Consider the following 21,554-nt stretch of genomic DNA (forward strand, 5'->3'; position numbering starts at 1 on the left):
CCGAAAAGCCACAGATCTAAAACGCCATTATAAACTTCATAAACGATATTTATAGTAACCTTAATAAAGCAAACCCTCCATAGCTGTAGCTATGGAGGGTTTGCTGAATTCCGGGTTGGGGATGGCTTAGAAAAGCTTAAACCCAACGGCAAACACCCACTGTGAGGTTCGCTGATCTGTATTTACTGTGGTATTGCCTACACGGATGGTTTCTCCAAACTGGCTGAGGCTACCTTCATATTTTACATCGAACACAAATTTGAGAAGGTCCAAACCAATACCAGCCTGATAGCCCACACTTGTATCTTTATAGTTGTCTTTTATGTCTCCGGCTACATCGGAACGCGAGGCGTCTGTCAAAAAGCTCAACGAAGGACCTGCATTAATTCGCAAGGGGCCCACCTTACCGCCAATCATTATAGGCACATCAATTTTGTTAAACTCAAAACTTACATCCTGATTATTTACGCTCAGTACAGACTCCGCCTTACTAAAAAGTATTTCTGGCTGAACATACAAGCCAATAACCGGTACTTTAGCACGCATAAATATTCCAAACTGATAGCCAAATTCAGCATCGCCTTCCTCCACATTTGCCACCGCATCTTTGAGCGTGAGTTTTGAATTAACCAAAGTAACTCTCGGACCAAGAGAGAATTGAGCCGATGCACTAAATCCTAAAGCCATCAGCAAGCAGATCATTACGAGTTTTTTCATTTTAAGCATTTTTAGGTGACTGAAGGAGTGTTAACCACGCCTCCTCCAACTGATTATTTTCTAAATAATTCTGAGCTAAGTTATGTAAAGCATTTACAAAACCTTCTTCATTGTTTGAAAAACGCTCTCGAATTTGAACTATTTCATGCATTGAAGAAAACGCTTCTACGGCTTCATTATCAGGCAATTTTTCAACATTTCCTAATCTCCCCAAATTGTTGCCGGTAAGCACCGAACTATTGCGGATTGCATCAGGGATCTGGTCTATCCCAATGCCCAGATTTCTGTTGGGTTTAGGGATTTCGAACAGAGCCGTACCGTTGGCTCGACAATACCAGTCTCCCCCCATTCTTGCCACAAGATCGGTCTTTCGAGGGTCGGGCTTTCCGTCTTCACCCAGCACCTCGTCTTTTACATGACCCAACAGAATTTCGCAGATTATTAAATTACCTGCCCCCGGCTCATCTCCAAGATGCACCACTTGTTTTACCTTGCACTCATAAGAAGCAATGGCCTCTCCAACTCTGGGCGGCTTTACCTTTTCAGACTTCACCTGGGTCAGCCCTGCTTTCACAAACTCATTGGTTCCTTTTGGATATGCCGTACTACTGAGAGACATCTGCTCAACAACGGCATGGCTTACAATGTTAATGACCACCTCTTCTGTTTCCAGTACATTCAGTAGTGTGTCTTTACGCTGCCCTCCTCTGGGTATGGCGGGCGAAAAAATCAATGTGGGCGGCTTAGTGCCAAAAACATTGAAAAAGCTATATGGAGCTAAATTCACCCTTCCTTCCTTATCGATGGTACTTGCCCAGGCAATAGGACGCGGCCCAATGGTGCCCAGTAAGAAGGCGTGTAAATCCGGAACAGAAAGTAACTTTGGATCGAGTATCATTTTTTAATCGCAGAAAGTAATTGATTTTTAACTTCTTTAAAGTGGAGCAATATCAACAGGGTGCAGGCCATAAAAACGGTAAGGGCTAGAATAAATAGGTAGCCTCCATCGCCCTGCACCTCTATGCCCAAAACGGTCAGGTGAAAAAAGATAGCTCCGGTAATAGTACCCAACCCCACTATGGCACCCAAACCATACCAGCGGGTGAGCAATAAAATTCCGGCCAACAGCTCTGTAGTACCCACTACATACCGACCCCAGGGTTCCATACCAATGCGGGTGAAAATATAAACCGACTCTTCGGCTCCGGTAAACTTAAAATACAGTGTCTGAAGCATAATAATTGCCGGAATAAGCCTCAGAGCCCAGTTTAGTATATTTCTGGCGTTCAACTTGTTCATTTCTCATATGTTTCAATGCCCATACGCAGCAAACTCATCTCTGCCGTAGGTATTTATCGGCCAGATGACATTTACATAAAATGAAAAAGCCTTGAACCACTGTTCACCGTGCCGTATCACCCAAAGCAGGCTTCTTATTTGGCGGGCAATACTTTGGCTCTTACTTCTCCAAAACCAACACGCACACCATTTCTTTCCGCATGTCCGCGCATAATCACTGTATCATGATCTTGAATAAACTTGCGTTCCCCTCCGCCTTTCAGGGCAATAGGTTTAGTGCCTCTCCAGGCCAGTTCCAGCATAGAACCATACTCTTCAGGAGTTGGCCCCGAAATGGTACCTGATGCGTACATGTCGCCTACCTGCATATTACAGCCGTTTACGGTATGATGGGCCAACTGCTGCAGGCAGTTCCAATACATGTATTTGAAATTGGAGTTGGTTACCACCGTCTCATCTTGTCCTTCGGGTTGAATAGCCACCTGTAAATTCAGGTCGAAGTGGTAATTTCCCTCATACTCAAGATAAGGTAAGACTTTAGGCTCTTGCTTAGGCCCAGGCACTCTAAAAGGCTCCAGCGCATCCATGGTGACGATCCATGGTGAAATGTGTGAAGCGAAGTTCTTTGCCAAAAATGGCCCTAGCGGCACATACTCCCACTTTTGCATGTCTCTAGCCGACCAGTCGTTGAAAATAACGAAACCAAAAATGTATTCTTCGGCCTCACGGGTAGAAACCGGATTACCCAAACCGTTTTCTTTTCCCGTAATAAAGGCCATTTCCAGTTCGAAGTCTAACAATCGACAAGGGTTAAAGGAGGGCATTTGTGCGTCATCGGCCTTAGTCTGTCCTTTAGGTCGATGAAAGGGTGTTCCGCTTACCACAATGGATGAAGCTCTGCCGTGGTAACCCACCGGAAGGTGTTTCCAATTGGGCATCAATGCGTTGGCCGGATCGCGGAACATGCAGCCCACATTATAGGCATGTTGTTCCGATGAATAAAAATCGGTGTAGTTGGGCACGTGCACCGGCATGCACATTTCAACCTCAGATTGCTCAAAGAAAGCCAGGTCACATACCTTCGCATCAGACCTGAGTTCCTCATTACCTGCTTCCAACAAATCGGATATTCTATTTCTTACCGCTCTGGTGGTTTCCTTTCCTAAACCAATAAAATCGTTGAGTACATGATTGGAAAAAACCTCCTCAGGAAGGTTTAGACCATCGAAATAGCCCTCTCGTTGCAATACAGAAAGGTCAAGTACTTTGTTGCCAATAGCCGTGGCAGCTCTGGGGCCAAGACTATCTGTTTTAAATATACCAAATGGTATATTTTGTATTGAAAAGTCTGAATCGGAAGGTATTTCTACCCATGATTTTAGCTTTGGATCATTTGCTTTGATCATAGTTTCTCTCCTACCATCATGCCCCGCATAGATGGGGATCTCCAACTCACTTGGGAGATTCCCGTCTTCACGGGAATGACGTTCTATTTAAGTTTATTAAAGTGTCTGTCTTAATTCCTGCTCTCTTTCAATGGCCTCGAAAAGGGCTTTAAAGTTCCCCTTACCGAAAGACTGTGCTCCTTTTCTCTGAATAATTTCGAAGAACATGGTGGGCCTGTCAAGTACCGGCTTGGTGAATATCTGCAACAAGTACCCTTCATCATCTCTATCGATCAAGATGTTCAGGTTTTTCAGTGGCTCCAGGTCTTCATCAATTTCGCCTACCCGGTCCAGCACATCGTCATAGTAAACCTCAGGAACCCGAAGAAACTCTACCCCTCTGGCTCTTAACTGAGCCACCGTCTCAATAATGTTGTTGGTAGCCACTGCTATGTGCTGTACTCCTGCACCATTGTAAAAGTCTATGTACTCTTCAATTTGCGACTTCTTCCTACCTTCGGCCGGCTCGTTGATTGGAAATTTGATTCTACCTGTTCCATTGCTCATTACCTTGCTCATCAGTGCGGTATACTCGGTAGAGATGTCTTTGTCATCGAATGAAACCAACTGAGTGAAACCCATCACTTTAGCATAGAATTCACACCATTTGTTCATTTCTCCCCAACCTACATTACCCACCATGTGGTCAATATATTTCAAGCCAACTTCCGTAGGATTGTAATCAGACTTCCACTCTTTGAAGCCGGGCATAAAGGCCCCATGATAGTTCTTTCTTTCTACAAAAATATGAACCGTTTCTCCGTAGGTATGAATACCACTTTTCACTACATAACCGTGTTCATCTTCTTCCTTTATAGGCTCCATGAATGACTCGGCTCCACGGCTTGTAGTTTCTTGCCAGGCTTTGGTGGCATCGTCTACCCAAAGGGCTATTACCTTGACTCCGTCACCATGTTTGTTAATGTGTTCGTTTATTGGCCCATCCTGTTTGAGAGGCGAAGTAAGTACCAGGCGTATCCTATCTTGCTGTAGCACATATGAAACCCGGTCTTTCAACCCTGTTTCCAGACCGGCATAAGCTACCGACTGAAAACCAAAAGCTGTTTTGTAGAAGTGAGCCGACTGCTTGGCGTTGCCCACATATAGTTCTACATAATCCGTTCCGTTAATAGGCAGGAAGTCTTGAGCTTCCTTGAATATTTTTTCTCCTGAATAGGTTACGTTATCTGTTGCCATATTCTTTTATTTACTGTTTACTTTCCTTCTTTATTCCGATGGTGAGGACACCATCGGTGGCTGCAAAGCCCATTACTACTATTCGCCAGTCTTGGTGTCTCCAATGCTCAATCCAAATGCATCTCCACCCATTTCTCGTCAGCAGATATGTTTAACACATCCTCAAGATTTAAAGGAATACAATCTTCCAAACATTCATTTCTTGTTATTCTTTCCAGAGCTAGGACACCTAAAAAAATGGTCATGTCGAACTTTGTTTGTCCGTCTTGTCCAATCCATGCTGTGGTTTCAATAACCTTTTCGATTAACAACTTTTGAATGCTAATCTGATCAGGTAAGACACCATCACACCAAAAATCCTTTAAATCAGGATCATTGATTTTACGCAATGCTTTAGTTAAAGCATATTCAAGCTTATCGCAAAACGATTGATCAAAATGTTTATATGTAGCGATTACCTCCATTGAACTTTAAACCCCAAAACTTGAACTATTCCAACCACGACTTATGATAGTCCTTTGTCAGAATCTTCATTGCTTCTTCAGTGACCATTAGTGGTTTGAAGGTATCTACCATTACCGCCAATTCTTCCGTTGACTTTTTACCCAAACTGCGCTCCATAGCTCCCGGATGCGGGCCATGCGGTATACCGGCCGGATGAAGCGTAATCATTCCTCGCTCAATATTGTTTCGGCTCATAAAATCACCATCCACGTAGTACAACACCTCATCCGAATCAATGTTACTGTGGTTATAAGGGGCTGGTACTGCTTCAGGGTGGTAGTCATAAAGCCTGGGCACAAATGAGCAAACCACAAAAGCATCGGTTTCAAAAGTCTGATGCACGGGTGGCGGCTGATGTACTCGTCCTGTAATCGGTTCGAAGTCATGAATAGAGAAGGCATACGGATAGTTGTAGCCATCCCAGCCGACCACATCGAATGGATGCGTGGCATACACATATTCATGAATCATTCCCTGCTTCTTCACCTTAATGATGAAATCTCCTTTTTCATCATGCGTTTCCAGGTCGGTTGGTCTTCTCAGGTCGCGCTCACAATAAGGGGCATGCTCCAATAGCTGACCAAACCAGTTTCTGTAGCGCTTGGGTGTATAAATAGGCCTGTGTGACTCGACTATAAAGAGCCTGTTTTGCTCAGTTTCAAAGTCTATCTGATAAATCATTCCTCTAGGAACCATCAGGTAGTCTCCATAACTAAAGCTGAGGTTACCGAGTAAGGTTCTTAGGGTTCCTTTACCTTCATGAATGAAAATCAACTCATCGCAGTCGGCATTTTTATAGAAATAGTCTCGCAAAGACTTCTGTGGAGCAGCCAGTACAATATGGCAATCATTGTTGACCAACACCGGTGTCCTACTTTCCAGATAGTCGGCTTTTGGTTCTACAGAAAAACCTTTTATGCCCAGTGCCAGCATATTTTTCTCTACCGCAACCTTGGGCGAAACATCATATGACTTGACGACTTCTTTTACCTGAGTAGGGCGGTGTACATGATAGAGCAAGGAAGACATACCATCGAAACCAATGGTGCCGAATAACTGCTCGTAGTAATAACCTCCTTCCGGTTTTTTGAAAGTGGTGTGCCGCTTATGCGGTATTTTTCCAAGGTGATGATAAAATGGCATAGTTTACCTTTTATTGTTCTTTAACCATCGTTCCATCCCGATACTTATCGGGTTATTTCGGAATCTGTTGATCAGGATCCTGATCCCGAAGTCTCGGGACAGGATGACGTTCTGTATTATTACTCCCTACCAATTTCTCCCCTCCAAGGGAAGATATAGAGGGTGAAAGGGATTAAACAAGCTGCTTCAACGAATGCTCTAAAGCTCTTTTTGATATTCCTGTTTTCTTATCAGAAATACCATAGACATTCTGAAGCGCCTTTTCGATTACCTGCGAAGTATCACTAAAAATCGCTTCATCGGTAAGTGCTACTCCTCTCTCCATAAGATACGCAAAAACGCGCGCCATTCCACAGTTGGCAATAAAATCAGGAATTACAGAGAGGTTGTTATCGGCATACAAGCCGGTTTCACCAAAGAATATTTCAGGGTCGTTGAATGGAACATTGGCACCACACGAAACAACCTCGAGCTTGGTATTGATCATACGATTTACCTGTTCGCGAGTAATCAGCCTTGAGGCCGCAGCGGGAACAAAGATTTCAAAATCCAGATCCCAGATTTGCTCGTTTATCTGCTGATACGGGATCATGTCTTTGGCAACCAATTGATTTCCTTTTCTATTAAGAAAAAGCTTTCTGATTTCTTCGAAAGAGAAGCCTTCTTGCTTAAGCACTCCTCCTTCCCTGTCGATAATTCCTACTACAGAAACTCCCATTTGAGCCAGATAAAAGCCAGCCGCGGCTCCTACATTGCCCCAACCTTGAATTACTGCTCTTTTCTGCTTATAGTCTCCACCCCAAATGTTGTAGTAATGATGCACGGCTTCGGCCACTCCATAGCCAGTAATCATATCGGCAATTTTGTACTTGCGAGTCACATCGGGCGAAAAGAATGGGTTCTCGATTACCTTAACCACACCATTTCTCAGTTGGCCTATTCGGTTAATCTTTGAGGCCTCGTTGGGCTTGAAGTGCCCATTAAACACGCCTTCCTGAGGGTGCCATATTCCGGCCTCCTCTGTCATGGCTATTACTTCATGTACTTCATCCACATTAAGATCTCCACCGGTGCCATAGTAAAACTTAAGCAATGGACTAACAGCACTAAACCACCTGCGCAACACTCCTTCTTTTCGCGGATCGTTAGGATCGAAATTGATCCCTGATTTAGCTCCACCTATCGGAGGACCTGAAACGGTAAACTTCACCTCCATGGTTTTGGCCAGCGACTCAACTTCACGCTTGTTCAACCCCTTCCTCATCCGGGTGCCTCCACCGGCAGCTCCGCCTCGCAGTGAGTTTATAACCACCCAACCTTCGGCCTCAGTTTCCGGGTCTTGCCATTCAAAAACGATCTCCGGTCTTTTCTCCTCAAATCTTTTTAATAAATCTTCCATAGGTTTCTTCTCCACGTCATCTCCGCTTAGGTGAAAACCCTCATTAATTGACGAGCCTCCTGTTTTCACGGGAATGACGAAAACATAATCCGCACAAATCTATGCAGAAGTTAATCTGTTAATACCAATCAACCAATCAGATTTAAATCTTTGGAAAATTATTCTTCTAAAAGACTGATTAAAAGAAAAAGTCAATTATGATTTTCTAAATTCGCGTGTATTCCAGAATAAAATTCTATGCTTAAACTTGACGCAGTAGACATCAAAATTTTAGAAACCCTCCAAACGGATGCACGAATTACTACCAAAGCCCTGGCCGATCAACTCAACCTTTCGACAACACCTGTATTTGAACGGGTTAAGCGACTGGAAAGGGAAGGCCTCATAAAACGATATGTTGCTCTGGTAGACAACAAAAAATTGGGGCTACGACTAATTGCCTTTATTTCAATTAGCCTTACCAAGCACTCACGTTCTTACCTGGAAAAATTTGTAAACGAGGTCAGTCAATATCCGGAAGTTATGGAGTGTTATCACATTGCGGGAAATTTCGACTTTTTGCTGAAAGTGGTAGTCAAAAGCATGGATGTGTATGAGTCTTTTATACTTACCAAACTCTCTACTATAGCCAATCTTGGGCATGTTCAAAGTTCTTTCGTACTTTCAGAGAATCTGCACTCTACTGCTTATAGAGTATCGGCCCATTAACATGAACCCAAATGCTTGCTTTCTTACGCTCTATTAGACGCAAAAACCTGAAAGATTCGAAACTTAGGGGATATCTTGTTTATGCTATTGGCGAAATTGTTCTGGTGGTTTTAGGTATTCTAATTGCCCTAAGCATTAATAACTACAATGAAGGGCTCAAAAGGAAAGACAAAGAACTTGAGATTCTCAAGCAGTTAAAAGATGAATTCAAGCTCAACCAGTCTCAGCTCGAAGAGAAAATCTTGATGAGAAATGAAGGACTGGAAGCAGCATCTCAAATTCTGTCGTATTTCGACAACAAACAGACGTTTGATGAAGCCGGTTTCTACCAAGCGCTCTGGAAGCTGGTCAGAGATCCCACATTCGACCCCATTGAAAATGACATCGTTGGAACTGAAAACCTGCGCATGCTAACCAATGCCGAAATTATACAGCAACTTTCCAGATGGTCTTCTGATGTCTATCAGGTTCAAGAGCTGGAACTAGAGTATCAAAAGTTCAGGAGTTCACAACTTAGCCCTAAGCTCAATGCCCTGGGTTTAGGCAGAAACCTACAAAATGAGCTCTGGAAAAATGGGTACACACCTTTGGAGGCCTTAGACAAAAGTGCCAACTACAAGCAAAATATTGGCGAAAGCCATTCCAAAATAAATTACGACAAGGTATTGAGGGATGTTGAACTGGAAGGAATGGTTGCTACCTCTATTACCTTCCATAGAATCACCAACCTTCAATCGGACTATCTGAGAAATGTCATTGCCAAAACCCTTGAATTGATCGACTCAGAAATTGAAAGGTTTTAGAAGGTCGAATGATATTCCTTCGTACTTTCAGAGAGCTTCATTCTTCGGCTTATATAGCAAACTAATGATAGACAACATCAATAAAGTCAACTGGGAAAATCCTGACCCTGTCATTTCTTATTTTGAGGAAAACCAAATCCAGGTTTTAAATCATATCTGGGGAATTTCAAGTCAGGATTTTGAAAACCTTAAATTTTGCGTGCATTACATAAACGCATTGTATCAGAAGGCACACTATTCAAAATGCATGGAGTTTATCGAAAAAACTGAATCCGCTGTTTCCAGAATAGACAATCATGATTTAGATGACCTAAAGCGTCAAATCCTATTTGTTAAGGGAATGATTCTTAACCGGACAAAAAAGTATAAAGAGGCCGAAGCTTTATTTATTAAGCTTGAAAAAGAAGACCCAGATCATCATTACTATTCTCAATGGAGAATAAATTCAAAGTCCAAGAGATATTCATGGCTTATAACCGCATGTTACATTCTTGTTGCTATCTTCTATCTCGCTGATGTTGTTTTTGACCCTGCAGGATTTTCACTGATACTAACAGCTTTTATACTTTTCATATTAGCATTTTCTCTGCCCTATATTTTAAAAAAGTATCTTAAGTAAATTGCCAAAATGACTGAAGTAAAATCTTCGTTTAGCGCATTGCCAGCATTTAATACAATATTTCACTACAGATATAAAGCCTTCAACTGGGTTATTAGGGCAGTCCTCCTTCGTTCTATTGGTCTCACAATTATCTCATTTGTGGTTCTTTTTATATTTCAAAATACCATAACCGTAGACCTAGTCTTTATAGCTATTCTTTCTGCATTTTTGGCCATATTCACCTTACCCTCCGTCCTACTAATCTCCCAACACCTCTCGCAAAGTGATATTAGGGAAATGCAAATCAATTTCAAGTCGAAAGAAGTTCAGTTTAGAACAAAAACCGGCCAAAGAATCCGTGTAGGGAAAGATGAAGTTAAGCACTCGATTTTCCACATGAACCTCTATCACAAAAATAAGATGGACGGCAATAGTAGAAGGCCAACCTTTCATGCAGACCTTGGCTATTGGGAATTGCAAACCATATCAGGGAATACCTATCTGATCTCTTCACTTCTTGGCGATTTTCTCACCTATACTCCAGTATATCCCACTAAATATACTTTCAGGCTCTTCCCTGTAATGCAAAAAGGTAAGTTTGAAAAGGCAGTTGAATTCACTGAGTATGAAAGGATAAAACCCAAAACCTCGGCTGAGAAGCTCAAGGGTAAATATATTATGAAATCAGATGTTGAACTGGAATTGATACTAGCCAACAAGAAAGATTACCAGAAGGAAGCTGTTTTAATTGCAGACAAAATATTGAAGAGTCGGAAATCCAATACCAATGCAAATACCTAATCAGTTTCTATCCCAAATTATAGAACTCCTACCCAACGAAGCTGAAGCATTCTTTCAGTCTTTAAATACTGATTCCCCCACAAGCATCCGCCTTAATCCATTAAAGGAGTATGCGGACCAATTGGAAGGTGACAGAATTCCATGGGCAGAAGATGGGATTTATCTACCGGAACGCCCTTCATTCACTCTAGACCCTGCCTTTCATGCCGGAGCTTATTATGTGCAGGAAGCCAGCTCTATGATTTTGGAGGAAATATTGAAACAAGCGGTTAATCTGAATGAGAATCTTTTGGCGCTCGACCTATGTGCTGCGCCTGGTGGAAAGAGCACCCATATTCAAAGTTTGTTGAGTGATGGCAGCCTGCTGGTGTCCAATGAGGTGATCAAAACCCGGGCAAATATTCTAGCTGAAAATCTCACCAAATGGGGCTTTCCTAACGTGGTGATCACCAATAATGACCCTTCTCATTTCGACAGGCTGAATGTGCAATTCGATGTAATTGTGGTAGATGCACCCTGTTCTGGCGAAGGGCTGTTCCGCAGAGAACCCGAAGCCATGAATGAATGGAGTCCTGAAGCCGTAAAACTTTGCGCGACCCGCCAGCAGCGAATTCTGGCCGATATTTGGCCGGCATTGAAACCAGGCGGTGTACTCATTTACTCCACCTGCACCTATAATTCGCTGGAAAATGAAGAAAATCTAGAGTGGTTAAGTGAGCAACTAGATGCCGAAGGTATTTCCATTAACCTAAACGATGACTGGGGGTTTGCCGAAACCGAAACTAGGGGCATTAAAGGTTTTCATGCCTATCCGCACAAAGTAAAAGGTGAGGGTTTCTTCATTGCTGCGGTAAGAAAAAACGATGGCTTTGAAAAGAAGCTCCGAAAGCAGAAGAAGCCCATGAATTTTGCTTCGAAACAGGAAATTGGAACTGTCAGCCAGTGGCTGAAGGAGCCTGAACAATTCGACTTCATCAAACACAACGACCTGTTCATTGCCCTTCCTAATCAATGGAAAGAGGTGATTCATGACATCAACTCCAACCTCTACATTATTTCAGAAGGCATAGACATTGGCCGATTGAAAGGGAAAAAACTAATCCCTAACGAAGGACTGGCATTTTCAACAGCATTGGATCACAATCAACTTTCAACCTTTGAGCTGAACCTGGAAGATGCCCTGAATTACCTTCGCAAAGAGAATTTCAACTTTGAAGCCATGAACAACGGCTGGAACCTGATTACTTTCCAAGGCCTGGGACTAGGCTGGGCCAACCGTATTCAGCAACGGGTGAATAACTACTACCCTACGAATTGGAGAATCAGAATCAGTTCATAACTGATGATTCATAGTTCATAGTCACCAAAGTTCACCATGAGCCATGAACTATGTGAACTATGAACTATGAACCAAAACGAACGAATCTTCCAGCTTCCAGCTTCCAGCTTCCAGCTTTTCCCCCTATTTTTGCACCTTCATTTTAAGCAGTACACTTTTATGTCACTTTCAAGCAAATACGAACCGCAAAAGGTAGAAGACAAATGGTACAAACATTGGATGGATAAAGGCTATTTCAAAGCCCGGGTCAATCCGAAAAAAGAGCCGTTTACCATAGTCATTCCGCCTCCAAACGTGACGGGTGTATTGCACATGGGCCACATGCTCAACAACACCATTCAGGATGTACTCATCCGCAAGGCCCGAATGGAAGGCAAAGAAGCCCTATGGGTACCGGGTACCGACCACGCTTCTATTGCTACCGAAGCCAAAGTGGTAAGAATGCTTCGCGAAAAAGGAATCAAGAAATCTGATCTGACCCGCGATGAATTCATGAAATACTCCTGGGAATGGAAAGAAAAGTATGGAGGAATTATCCTTGAGCAGCTAAAAAAACTGGGCGCTTCCTGCGACTGGGAACGAACTGCTTTTACCATGGATGATGCCTATTATAAGGCAGTTATTCGGGTTTTCGTAGACCTGTACAAAAAAGGCTACATCTACCGTGGATGGAGAATGGTGAACTGGGATGTTGAAGCCCAAACCACAGTTTCCAACGAAGAGGTGATTTATGCGGACAAAGAAGAAGTTTCTAAACTTTATAAGGTTCAATACAGCATTAAAGACTCTGATGAGAAGGTGATCATTGCCACCCAACGCCCTGAAACTATTTTGGGTGATACGGGTATTGCCGTAAACCCTAAAGACGAACGCTTTAAGCACCTAATCGGAAAAAAAGCTCTAGTGCCGTTTATTGGTAGAGAAATCCCCATTATTGGCGATGATTACGTAGAAATGGATTTTGGTACCGGATGCCTCAAGGTAACTCCGGCTCACGACCCTAACGACTACGAAATAGGTCTGCGCCATAACCTGGAGGTGATAGATACTATCAACCTTGATGGCACCCTGAATGAGAAGTGTGAAGTACCGGCTTACGTAGGCATGGATCGATTTGCCGTTCGCAAACAGATCATCAAAGACCTGGAAGAAGCCGGTTACCTTATGGGCTTTGAGGAATTTACCACCAAAATAGGTCGTTCAGAACGCACAAATACGGTGATTGAGCCTAAGCTCTCTTTGCAGTGGTTCATTAACATGAAGGAAATTTCCAAAACTGCTCACAAGGTGGTAATGGACGATGAAATTGAACTACTCCCATCTAAGTTTAAAAACACCTACAACCATTGGATGGAAAATGTAAAAGACTGGTGTATTTCGCGCCAGCTCTGGTGGGGACAAAGAATTCCTGCATACTTCTATGGCGAGGGCGATGACGATTTTGTGGTAGCAGAAAGCCTGGAGGAAGCTGTAGAATTGGCCAGAAAGAAATCGGGAACTAATGACCTGACTGCCTCAGACCTGCGTCAAGACGAGGATGTACTCGATACCTGGGCGTCTTCATGGCTATTTCCAATGGCTGTTTTCGATGGTTTTAATGACGACTGCTTCGACAAAGAAACGGGCAAAATCATCAAAGGAAAAAACGCTGATCTGGATTACTTCTATCCTACCTCTGTATTGGTTACAGCACCAGAGATTCTGTTTTTCTGGGTGGCCAGAATGATTATTGCCGGCTATGAATACATGGACGACAAGCCCTTCAAACATGTATACCTAACCGGTATTGTAAGAGACAAGCAGCGCAGAAAAATGTCTAAGTCACTAGGCAACTCTCCTGATCCGCTCGACCTGATTCGCGACTATGGAGCTGATGCCGTTCGCACGGGTATGCTGTTCTCTTCCCCAGCCGGAAACGACTTGCTATACGATGAAAAACTTGTTGAGCAAGGCAGAAACTTCGCCAATAAAATCTGGAATGCTTTCCGTTTAGTAAAGGGCTGGGAGGTAAAAGGCAATGCTACTCCGGGAGAAAATACCATAGCCATACAGTGGTTCGACTCAAGATTCAATGAAACATTGGCCGAAATTGAAGACCATTTCAGCAAGTTTAGAATCTCCGATGCCCTTATGGCCACCTACAAGCTCATCTGGAACGACTTCTGCTCTTGGTACCTCGAAATGATTAAACCCGCTTACGGGCAACCCATCGACCCGGCTACCTACGAGGTAACGCTCAACTTCTTCGAAAAAATCATGAAAATTCTGCATCCTTTCATGCCATTTATTTCTGAAGAAATATGGAGTGAATTGAGAGAAAGAGGTGAAGAGCAAGACATCATTGTTTCTGCATGGCCGGTAATGGGGGGCATCGATGCCCAACTCACCAAAAATGCTGAAACTGCATTTGAACTGATTTCGCAAATCAGAAACGCACGCAGCAGCAAAGGCATTTCTCCCAAAGAAACTCTCGACCTGTACATACGGGCCAAAGAGCAAGAAGCCTACCAGCGCTTTGCCGGGGTAATCACTAAACTTGGTAATATTGGCGAACTCCGATTTACCGAAGAAAAGGTAGACAACTTTCTGAGTTTTGTCATAAAGTCAGACGAGTTTTACCTGCCCCTACCGGAAGGCTCAATTGATGTTGAAGCCGAAAAAGCTGAAATAACCAAAGAACTGGAATATACCAGAGGGTTTCTGAACAGCGTAATGAAAAAACTCAGCAATGAGAAGTTCGTCAATGGAGCTCCTGAACAAGTAGTTGCCAATGAGAAGAAGAAGCAGGCCGATGCTGAATCTAAGATTAAAGTATTGGAAGAGAAACTGGCTTCCCTCAGTTAAAAAAGAAAAACTTGAGAGGTGGCTTCTGGAAGTCATCTCTCAAGTTCTAGTATATCCCTGCCTATTTAAAAATCACTGAGGGCTGTCCATATTTAAAGTGGAACGGAGCAACCTGCTTTTGAGCGTCTGTAGCATTCACCTGTCGGTTATCCCAATACTTCACAAACCTTAAGGCTTCTTGTGGACGTTCGAACACCATAATAATGTCGGACCCACCGAAAGCAAAATAGCCAAACTCATCGCCTTTGTGCACAATAGCACCATTTTGCAATTCCATGTGCACTGAAGACACCTGTGCCATTCCAATTGGAATAGTAGCAACTAAGCCTACATCACCAGCACCACTACCCGCAGTATCTACGATAATTACCCCTCTGGCTTGGGTAAACTCATAACCATCTCCGGCACCGTCAGGAGCATCAAACTGGTTGTCGGTAATCTCTACATTCAAGAAAACATTGCCATGCACTTTTTGAGAATCTACCACTTTACCAGCCACAGGAACATGAAAACGGTGGTAATCAAATGGATTCAAGAAGTAATGGACAAACGTACCTCCGTAAAAACGCTCAGCCAATGGACTGTTATTTAACAATTGCTGTACAGTACCAATGGTATGTGTATGCTTCAAAGTAATACCTTCCGCATTGGACAACGGCTCAACCACATTGCCCTGATCGTCAATGTTATAAATCGCCTTAAACGTGCAGTCAGCTGGCGAGCAGACAATGGTATTATCATCAGGTGCCGCTACCGGACGCATAGGCTGCAGATTAGGTTCAATTGAATTCAGTTGCCTGAAGAAAAACTTATTGAACGTAGTCCAATTGGGTTTGTCGTCCGAATAATCCGGAAGGTTATACATCACATCATCTTCAAAAGACTTAAGAGTTTCCGGAGTCATAGAAGCAGGAGTGTCCAGGAAGCTTCCCCAGGCATTGGCGTACTGATCTAACCATTCAGCAAAACTGAAATCATTAATTTTACTCTTATAGTCTTGTAAAGTAACTTTAGCACCACCTACTTCGGGGCCTTGATCGACCAACCAATAAAACTGGCAGAGTCTATCATATACCTGCTGGCTGTAACCGTTTTGTTGATCATTATTATTCCAGGCTGTGTAGCCAGGCACTTGGTTCTCTGAAGGAATCACTTCTGCAAACGTCTTGAGGTACTTTAAATAATCCTCTGATGTTGTCGGCCAAGCGTTGTTGTCATACAGCTTATTCAATGCATCATAAAGGTCTGCATTGAGTTTACCATCCGCAGCATTCTCTTTTGCGGCCTTGAGCGATAGAACAAGTGCTTGAGCAAAGATCTTGTCGTCACTGATTTGTTTTTTGAGGCTAGCAATAACCTCTAAAGATTGATATTCCATTTGTGTGTGTTTTAAGTTAATAACGAGATAAAGCTACGCAATGCTTTTTTTAAATAGACAGGCATAACTACTTGATTCCCAGATCAAGTAATACAACCTACTTTGGGAGTGAATCTGTAATTAATGAGTATAAACTAAGAAAAAGCAGCCTTCAAGAGCTGCTTTTCATATTTTCTTCCATTTCAATTTGAAACCTAGTTTTTAATTTATTATAATTATTCGATTTTTATTTTATCTAAAAATAATAAACATGCAAAAACTCATTCTATCATCACTCTTTACTTTTCTGCTAACTCCGGCCTTTTCGCAAATCAACTGGTACAAAGATTATGAACTTGCCAAGAGCCAGGCAAAAGCTCAGGGAAAACTTCTAATGATCGATTTTTGGGCTATTTGGTGCGGCCCTTGCAAGAACATGGACTCAAAGCTCTGGTCTTCTGAGGAAATGTTGAAAATGGCCGATAAGTTTATTGCTTATAAAGCGGATATAGATTTTGAGGTGTCTTTGGCCATGAAGTACCAGGTAAAGGGCATACCAAGGGTAATTTTTATTACGCCTGACGAAAAGATAGTTTGGGACAGAACGGGCTTTGCTTCCAGCGATGAATTTTTGACTTCCTTTGCACATTTACCCACAGACTTAAACGCCTTGTTTAGTGCGATCGAAGCCAACGAAAAAGAAGAGTCTCAGCTATCCTATCTGCGGCTGGGAGAAGCCTACAGCCAAGTGGCCAGGGAGATAGAGTCGGAACAAGTGGCCAACAACTTTTTTAAACTTAGCAACGAACACTTCAGAAAGGCAGAAAAAGGGGATGACGCAACTATTTCTCAGTTGGCCGAGCTGAATCAAATACTGAATGTGGCACTCGGGGGCAATACCAAAAGAGCATTAAAAAAACTGGAAAAGGTAGACAATCCGGAATCTGAAATTACCAGAGACTTTATTGCTTACGTGCGTGCCTACTGCTATAAGTGCAATGGGCAAAACGATGAGTTTCAAAGAGAAAAGTCACAGATAAAAGACGAAAAACTGGTTGCCGAGTTAGATAAGAATAATTAGCTCGCTTTATACCATTCTACTTCTTTGGCCAGGTCTTTAGAAAGCTCAATATCGGTTTCTAATGCTTTAACATTGCCGTCCATTCTAGCTTGTAAAGCTTCTTGAATCTCCTTCTTCACCATTTTACGATATGGGAGGAAGTGCTCCATAAAGACCGCAAAGGTGAAGAAATTGCCAATTCCTCCGGGGTTCTTCTTAAACATCAAGTAGAGATACTTCCAGAAAACAAAACGGGTGCTTCTTATAAAACCAAGCTTAAAGAGCATTTTTAACCCAAACAAAACCCCTTTAAAATCAAAGTCCGTCTTATGCCTATTTTTAAGCTGCGCCCTAAGCTCCGGATCGCTGTGAACCCTGGCCTGACCAACCATCATAAAGTGATCAAAAACCCGCTTAAGGTAAACCTTAGGATCGTATAACTTCCAAAAAGCCTCTACATATTCTTTGGCTATATCTTCAATCGGACGGGTAGGAACAAAATTCAGCAGGGTTGTCTGATTCAAATTAGCATCGTCCAGAAGCCTGCCATTCTCCTTCAGCCTGTCCCATAAAGCCGTTCCCGGAAGTGCCTGCAGCATACTGAAAGTTACTCCCGGAATAGCGTTTTCGGTAGCGAATTGAAAAACCCTTTCCCCGGCCCCCTTCTTTTCATCGTCAAAACCAATAATGAACCCGGCCATAATTCTCAGACCAGACTTAGCTATCTTCTCCAAAGATTCATTCATGGGCTGGCGATTATTCTGATGCTTGAGTGTAAGGGTTAAACTATCTGTATCGGGGGTTTCAATCCCAATAAAAACAGTGGAAAACTTACTCATTACCATTAGCTCCAATAACTCATCGTCATGAGCCATATCTATGGAAGCCTCGGTAGTAAAGCTAAACGGGTAGCCATTTGTAGTTTGCCAGTCTATCAGTTTTTCGAGAAAAGGTTTTACCGTGCGCTTGTTACCAATAAAGTTGTCATCCACAAAGAAGATTCCTCCACGCCACCCCAGTTCAAAAAGAATATCCAGCTCGGCCTGTACCTGACTGAACGTTTTGGTTCTGGGCTTTCTGCCATAAAGAATGATGATGTCGCAAAACTCACAGCGAAAAGGGCACCCTCTGGAATACTGTATGGCCATTAGAAAGTAAGCATCCAACTGCAACAAGTCATATCGGGGCACCGGGCTCAAAGTTACATCTGGCTTATCTTTAGACCTGAATATGCCGGAAGCCTCACCCCTGCTCAGAGCATCTACAAAAAGGCCTATCGTATACTCTCCCTCATCCAATACCAGAAAATCGGCACCAGCGTCAAGCATGTCGTTGGGCAGAGAAGTAGCGTAAGGGCCTCCAACTGCCACCGGCTTACCCCTTCTCTTAGCCTCTCTTATCTGCCCTAAAAAATCCTCCTTTTGAGCGATCATTCCGGAAAACATGACCATATCGGCCCACTCCCAGTCTTCTTCCGTCACAGATTCAATATTTCTGTCTCTCAATTTGAAATTCCATTCCTGAGGAAGCAGAGCCGCAACAGTAACTAAACTAAGGGGAGGCATAAAGGCTTTTTTACCCATGCCTTGCACAGCCTTTTCAAACGACCAGAAACTTGTGGGAAAAATAGGGTAGCTAAGCAGTACGTTCATAAGTATTATAAAGGTTGAAAGCGGACACCCCACTATACCTACCCTACTGACTGGCCCGATTTGAATATGCTAAATATTCACCTCTTAAAAAAGTATCAACCACTTATTTAGATCGAGCGGAAATGACCCCAACATCCCGGGCATGAGAGGTGTGCTCAGAACTTCTTACACCGGCTAATAGCAAATATCTAAGGAAGACAAAACATAAAACGCACCAGATGTTTATTGGTAAATAAGACAAAAGAAGCATCTGAAAACTAGATGCACATGGTTACATGCGATACTTAGCCCCCTTCACCTGTCTACTGTAAATATTGACCAACATTTTCTGGGGAGCTCCCAGGAAGAACAACACGAACACCAGCACATTGATTACATTGGTTTTGAAGTAGTTATTCTGCTCCATTTTACGAGCCGAGATAATTACCTTTTGAGGCATAATATGAATTTTGCCATACTTACGAGCCCTCAACAATATCTCATAATCTTCCATAATCACTATGGTTTCATCAAACCCTTCAATGTGCTTAAATAGCTCACGGGTTATATACAGAGTTTGGTCTCCCCCCTAAAAAAAATGCCCTGGTATTTAGAAAGACTACTATTGAACCTGAGTCCCTTCACGGGTCTATCGAAAGCCACTTGATAGCAACCGTAGCTAAATCCACCGGCCACAGCCTTTCTAATATCCTCAACAAAGGTATCCGGCACCGTCAGGTCGGCATGCACAAAGTAAAATACATCGCCCGTAGCCCTGGCCGCTCCGGCATTCATTTGTACCGATCGACCGGGAGCAGAATCAATCACCTGAGCACCGGCTTTTAAAGCAAGCTCTCGGGTATTATCCGAACTCCCCCCATCTACCACAATTACTTCCAAAGCAGAGTCGTTGCCTTTATGAAAGAGCGACTTCACCTGACTGTAAATAAGGTCTGCTTCGTTGAGTGCAGGAATGATTACACTAATTTTCTCTTGCATGGCTTAGATACGAAAGGCAGCCCCGGTTTAGATGAGGTTGAGTTCATGTTTTTAAATCTATATCTACAGGAACATTTCCTGTACTGACCTGTTCAATAAATATGATGAAAACCAACGAAAAAACACTTTCAACTGTCATGCAGAAGCTACATGAGCAAGGCTTCACGGCACAGTTTGCTTTACAAAAAGAAGAAGTAGAGGTATTAGGCCGGGGAGATAAATTTCTTCCAACCCAGTTAAAAATAGTAGCACGCTATCACTTTGACGGAATGACTAACCCGAGCGATGAAGCCGACTTATTCGCCATTAAGGCACAAGATGGCACTCAGGGTACACTTGTTGTTTCCGGCCAGACAGAACACCACTCCACTCTACAAAAAATTCCCATTGAAGAGGAGAATTAAGTAGATTAGGGTGTGAAAAAGATTGCGATACTACTGTTTGTAGCTCTTTTGAGTTGTGAACCGAAAGAGCCCTGGCTTACCGGTTTCGAAAAACCGGAAATGAACCCCATCTTAAAAGCCGATAGTACCTATACCTTTTTAGACCCACTAACCAACAGCCCGGTGGCCTGGCAAAAGGCCGATGTTTTTAACCCGGCTGCGGTAGTAAAAGACGATACGGTGTTTATGTTCTTTAGGGCCGAAGATAACCCCAAAGCCTATTTAGGCGGAAGAACCTCAAGAATTGGGCTTGCCTGGAGCACCGATGGGCTCAACTTTAACAAATTCGATTCTCCGGTTCTCTATCCGGACTCCACAGCCTTTATAGCCTACGACTATCCCGGGGGCTGTGAAGATCCTCGGGTGGTAAAAGCACCTGATGGGCGATACATCATGACCTACACCTCGTGGAATCAGGATGTAGCCCGCCTATCCATTGCCAGCAGCAAAGATTTAAGAAACTGGACCAAGCATGGCCCTGCTTTGCTTAATGCCCTTCAGGGAAAATTTGTAGACACCTGGAGTAAGTCTGGATCCATTGTGTGCAAGCAACAAGGCAATGAACTCATTGCCACCAAAATCAATGGCAAATACTGGATGTATTTTGGCGAAAGAGGAGTAAACCTGGCCTGGTCAGAAGACCTGATTAACTGGACTCCCTTAACCGATGGCAACCAGCTGGCCATAGTTATGGATACCCGCCCCGGCTATTTCGACAGTTTTCTCACCGAACCCGGACCTCCTGCCCTACTGACCAGTGAAGGCATTCTGCTCATATATAATGGTAAGAATGACGAAGGCGATATTGCAGACCCTGACATTGCCAAAGGCACCTATTGTGGTGGGCAAGCCTTGTTTAGTGCTGCCGATCCATCCAAGTTTATAAAGCGCATGGATGAGCCCTTTATTTGCCCAACACTGCCTCACGAAATTACCGGGCAGTATGCTGCAGGCACTACCTTTCTGGAAGCCCTGGTTCCTTATAAAGATCGGTGGTTTATGTACTACGGTACAGCCGACTCCTTTGTGGGAGTAGCCGTTGCCAATCAATAAATGCTGTAAAGGATTTGAAGGCAGATGAGCACGCACCTTACCGTTTGAAGACCCAAAAGCCTGGACTATACTCAACCCACTAAAATAAAGTGCATAAAAAAAGAGGTTACCTTGCGATAACCTCTTTTTTGTGGGCCCTGCTGGATTCGAACCAGCGACCCCCTGCTTGTAAGGCAGGTGCTCTGAACCAACTGAGCTAAGAGCCCTAAAA

The 21,554-nt window shown here is 43.3% G+C and carries 21 protein-coding genes and 1 tRNA gene; 9 read left to right on the plus strand and 13 right to left on the minus strand.

The features are described from left to right. Positions 1 to 126 precede the first annotated feature (126 nt). From B3763_RS12445 to B3763_RS12480, 8 genes are all read right to left on the minus strand, one after another. Positions 127 to 717, minus strand: a complete 591-nt coding sequence (locus tag B3763_RS12445) for an outer membrane beta-barrel protein (protein WP_189631684.1) — start codon at positions 715 to 717, stop codon at positions 127 to 129. 1 nt (position 718) lies between these two features. Next, positions 719 to 1,615 (minus strand): flavin reductase family protein, encoded by an 897-nt coding sequence (locus tag B3763_RS12450; protein ID WP_286746908.1) that lies wholly within the window; start codon positions 1,613 to 1,615, stop codon positions 719 to 721. Further along, positions 1,612 to 2,016: a DoxX family protein gene (locus B3763_RS12455; protein ID WP_286746910.1), complete on the minus strand. Its 405-nt coding sequence runs from the start codon at positions 2,014 to 2,016 to the stop codon at positions 1,612 to 1,614. Before B3763_RS12455 ends, B3763_RS12450 begins: the two co-directional genes overlap by 4 nt. Positions 2,017 to 2,150: 134 nt before the next feature. Then, positions 2,151 to 3,422 (minus strand): fumarylacetoacetase, encoded by a 1,272-nt coding sequence (gene fahA, locus B3763_RS12460; RefSeq protein ID WP_286746911.1) that lies wholly within the window; start codon positions 3,420 to 3,422, stop codon positions 2,151 to 2,153. A gap of 96 nt (positions 3,423 to 3,518) precedes the next feature. Next, positions 3,519 to 4,658 (minus strand): 4-hydroxyphenylpyruvate dioxygenase, encoded by a 1,140-nt coding sequence (gene hppD / locus B3763_RS12465; RefSeq protein ID WP_286746912.1) that lies wholly within the window; start codon positions 4,656 to 4,658, stop codon positions 3,519 to 3,521. Between the two features lie 107 nt (positions 4,659 to 4,765). Further along, positions 4,766 to 5,122 carry a hypothetical protein gene (locus B3763_RS12470; RefSeq protein ID WP_189631679.1) on the minus strand — a complete coding sequence of 119 codons (357 nt, stop codon included), beginning with the start codon at positions 5,120 to 5,122 and terminating at the stop codon, positions 4,766 to 4,768. Positions 5,123 to 5,147: 25 nt separating this feature from the next. Next, positions 5,148 to 6,305, minus strand: coding sequence for a homogentisate 1,2-dioxygenase (locus B3763_RS12475; RefSeq protein ID WP_189631678.1), 1,158 nt, complete (start codon positions 6,303 to 6,305; stop codon positions 5,148 to 5,150). Positions 6,306 to 6,477: 172 nt separating this feature from the next. After that, entirely contained in the window at positions 6,478 to 7,704 is a 1,227-nt protein-coding gene (locus tag B3763_RS12480) for a Glu/Leu/Phe/Val dehydrogenase dimerization domain-containing protein (RefSeq protein WP_286746916.1), read from the minus strand. A 237-nt stretch (positions 7,705 to 7,941) separates the two neighbouring features. Here B3763_RS12480 and B3763_RS12485 point away from each other — a divergent pair, with 237 nt between their 5' ends. From B3763_RS12485 to B3763_RS12510, 6 genes are all read left to right on the plus strand, one after another. Continuing rightward, positions 7,942 to 8,412 (plus strand): Lrp/AsnC family transcriptional regulator, encoded by a 471-nt coding sequence (locus tag B3763_RS12485; protein WP_189631676.1) that lies wholly within the window; start codon positions 7,942 to 7,944, stop codon positions 8,410 to 8,412. 11 nt (positions 8,413 to 8,423) lie between these two features. Continuing rightward, the gene (locus B3763_RS12490; protein WP_286746919.1) at positions 8,424 to 9,215 is read left to right on the plus strand and encodes a DUF6090 family protein; all 792 of its coding nucleotides are present in this window, start codon (positions 8,424 to 8,426) and stop codon (positions 9,213 to 9,215) included. A gap of 64 nt (positions 9,216 to 9,279) precedes the next feature. Further along, positions 9,280 to 9,834: a hypothetical protein gene (locus B3763_RS12495; RefSeq protein ID WP_286746921.1), complete on the plus strand. Its 555-nt coding sequence runs from the start codon at positions 9,280 to 9,282 to the stop codon at positions 9,832 to 9,834. Between the two features lie 9 nt (positions 9,835 to 9,843). Beyond that, positions 9,844 to 10,617, plus strand: a complete 774-nt coding sequence (locus B3763_RS12500) for a hypothetical protein (protein WP_286746923.1) — start codon at positions 9,844 to 9,846, stop codon at positions 10,615 to 10,617. Continuing rightward, the gene (locus B3763_RS12505; RefSeq protein ID WP_286746925.1) at positions 10,604 to 11,956 is read left to right on the plus strand and encodes a methyltransferase RsmF C-terminal domain-like protein; all 1,353 of its coding nucleotides are present in this window, start codon (positions 10,604 to 10,606) and stop codon (positions 11,954 to 11,956) included. The genes B3763_RS12500 and B3763_RS12505 overlap by 14 nt, the downstream gene beginning before the upstream one ends. A 159-nt stretch (positions 11,957 to 12,115) precedes the next feature. Next, complete coding sequence (locus tag B3763_RS12510) at positions 12,116 to 14,800, plus strand: valine--tRNA ligase (RefSeq protein WP_286746927.1); 2,685 nt, start codon at positions 12,116 to 12,118, stop codon at positions 14,798 to 14,800. A 61-nt stretch (positions 14,801 to 14,861) separates the two neighbouring features. Here B3763_RS12510 and B3763_RS12515 read toward each other — a convergent pair whose 3' ends face one another. Then, the gene (locus B3763_RS12515) at positions 14,862 to 16,178 is read right to left on the minus strand and encodes a phosphatidylserine decarboxylase (protein WP_286746930.1); all 1,317 of its coding nucleotides are present in this window, start codon (positions 16,176 to 16,178) and stop codon (positions 14,862 to 14,864) included. Positions 16,179 to 16,428: 250 nt separating this feature from the next. On the opposite strand from B3763_RS12515, the gene B3763_RS12520 reads away from it, so the two are divergent. Continuing rightward, positions 16,429 to 17,238, plus strand: coding sequence for a thioredoxin family protein (locus B3763_RS12520; RefSeq protein WP_286746932.1), 810 nt, complete (start codon positions 16,429 to 16,431; stop codon positions 17,236 to 17,238). Here the strand turns inward: B3763_RS12520 and B3763_RS12525 are convergent. From B3763_RS12525 to B3763_RS12535, 3 genes are all read right to left on the minus strand, one after another. After that, a complete protein-coding gene (locus tag B3763_RS12525) occupies positions 17,235 to 18,869 on the minus strand; it encodes a B12-binding domain-containing radical SAM protein (RefSeq protein ID WP_286746934.1) in 1,635 nt (544 codons plus the stop codon). The two genes, B3763_RS12520 and B3763_RS12525, sit on opposite strands and share 4 nt — an antisense overlap. Before the next feature lie 271 nt (positions 18,870 to 19,140). Beyond that, a complete protein-coding gene (locus B3763_RS12530; protein ID WP_286746936.1) occupies positions 19,141 to 19,362 on the minus strand; it encodes a hypothetical protein in 222 nt (73 codons plus the stop codon). A 50-nt stretch (positions 19,363 to 19,412) separates the two neighbouring features. Beyond that, positions 19,413 to 19,847 carry a glycosyltransferase gene (locus B3763_RS12535; RefSeq protein ID WP_286746937.1) on the minus strand — a complete coding sequence of 145 codons (435 nt, stop codon included), beginning with the start codon at positions 19,845 to 19,847 and terminating at the stop codon, positions 19,413 to 19,415. 137 nt (positions 19,848 to 19,984) lie between these two features. Here B3763_RS12535 and B3763_RS12540 point away from each other — a divergent pair, with 137 nt between their 5' ends. Together B3763_RS12540 and B3763_RS12545 are read left to right on the plus strand one after the other, a co-directional pair. Continuing rightward, the gene (locus B3763_RS12540) at positions 19,985 to 20,251 is read left to right on the plus strand and encodes a phosphoribosylpyrophosphate synthetase (RefSeq protein WP_189631668.1); all 267 of its coding nucleotides are present in this window, start codon (positions 19,985 to 19,987) and stop codon (positions 20,249 to 20,251) included. 12 nt (positions 20,252 to 20,263) lie between these two features. Then, on the plus strand, positions 20,264 to 21,343 hold the full coding sequence (locus B3763_RS12545) for a glycoside hydrolase family 130 protein (RefSeq protein ID WP_286746940.1): 1,080 nt from the start codon (positions 20,264 to 20,266) through the stop codon (positions 21,341 to 21,343). 131 nt (positions 21,344 to 21,474) lie between these two features. On the opposite strand, the gene B3763_RS12550 is transcribed toward B3763_RS12545, so the two are convergent. Continuing rightward, positions 21,475 to 21,549 (minus strand) — tRNA-Val (locus tag B3763_RS12550). Positions 21,550 to 21,554: the final 5 nt, after the last annotated feature.

Origin of the sequence: Roseivirga sp. UBA1976 (assembly GCF_002336325.1) — a bacterium.
Classification (GTDB): Bacteria; Bacteroidota; Bacteroidia; order Cytophagales; family Cyclobacteriaceae; genus Roseivirga; species Roseivirga thermotolerans.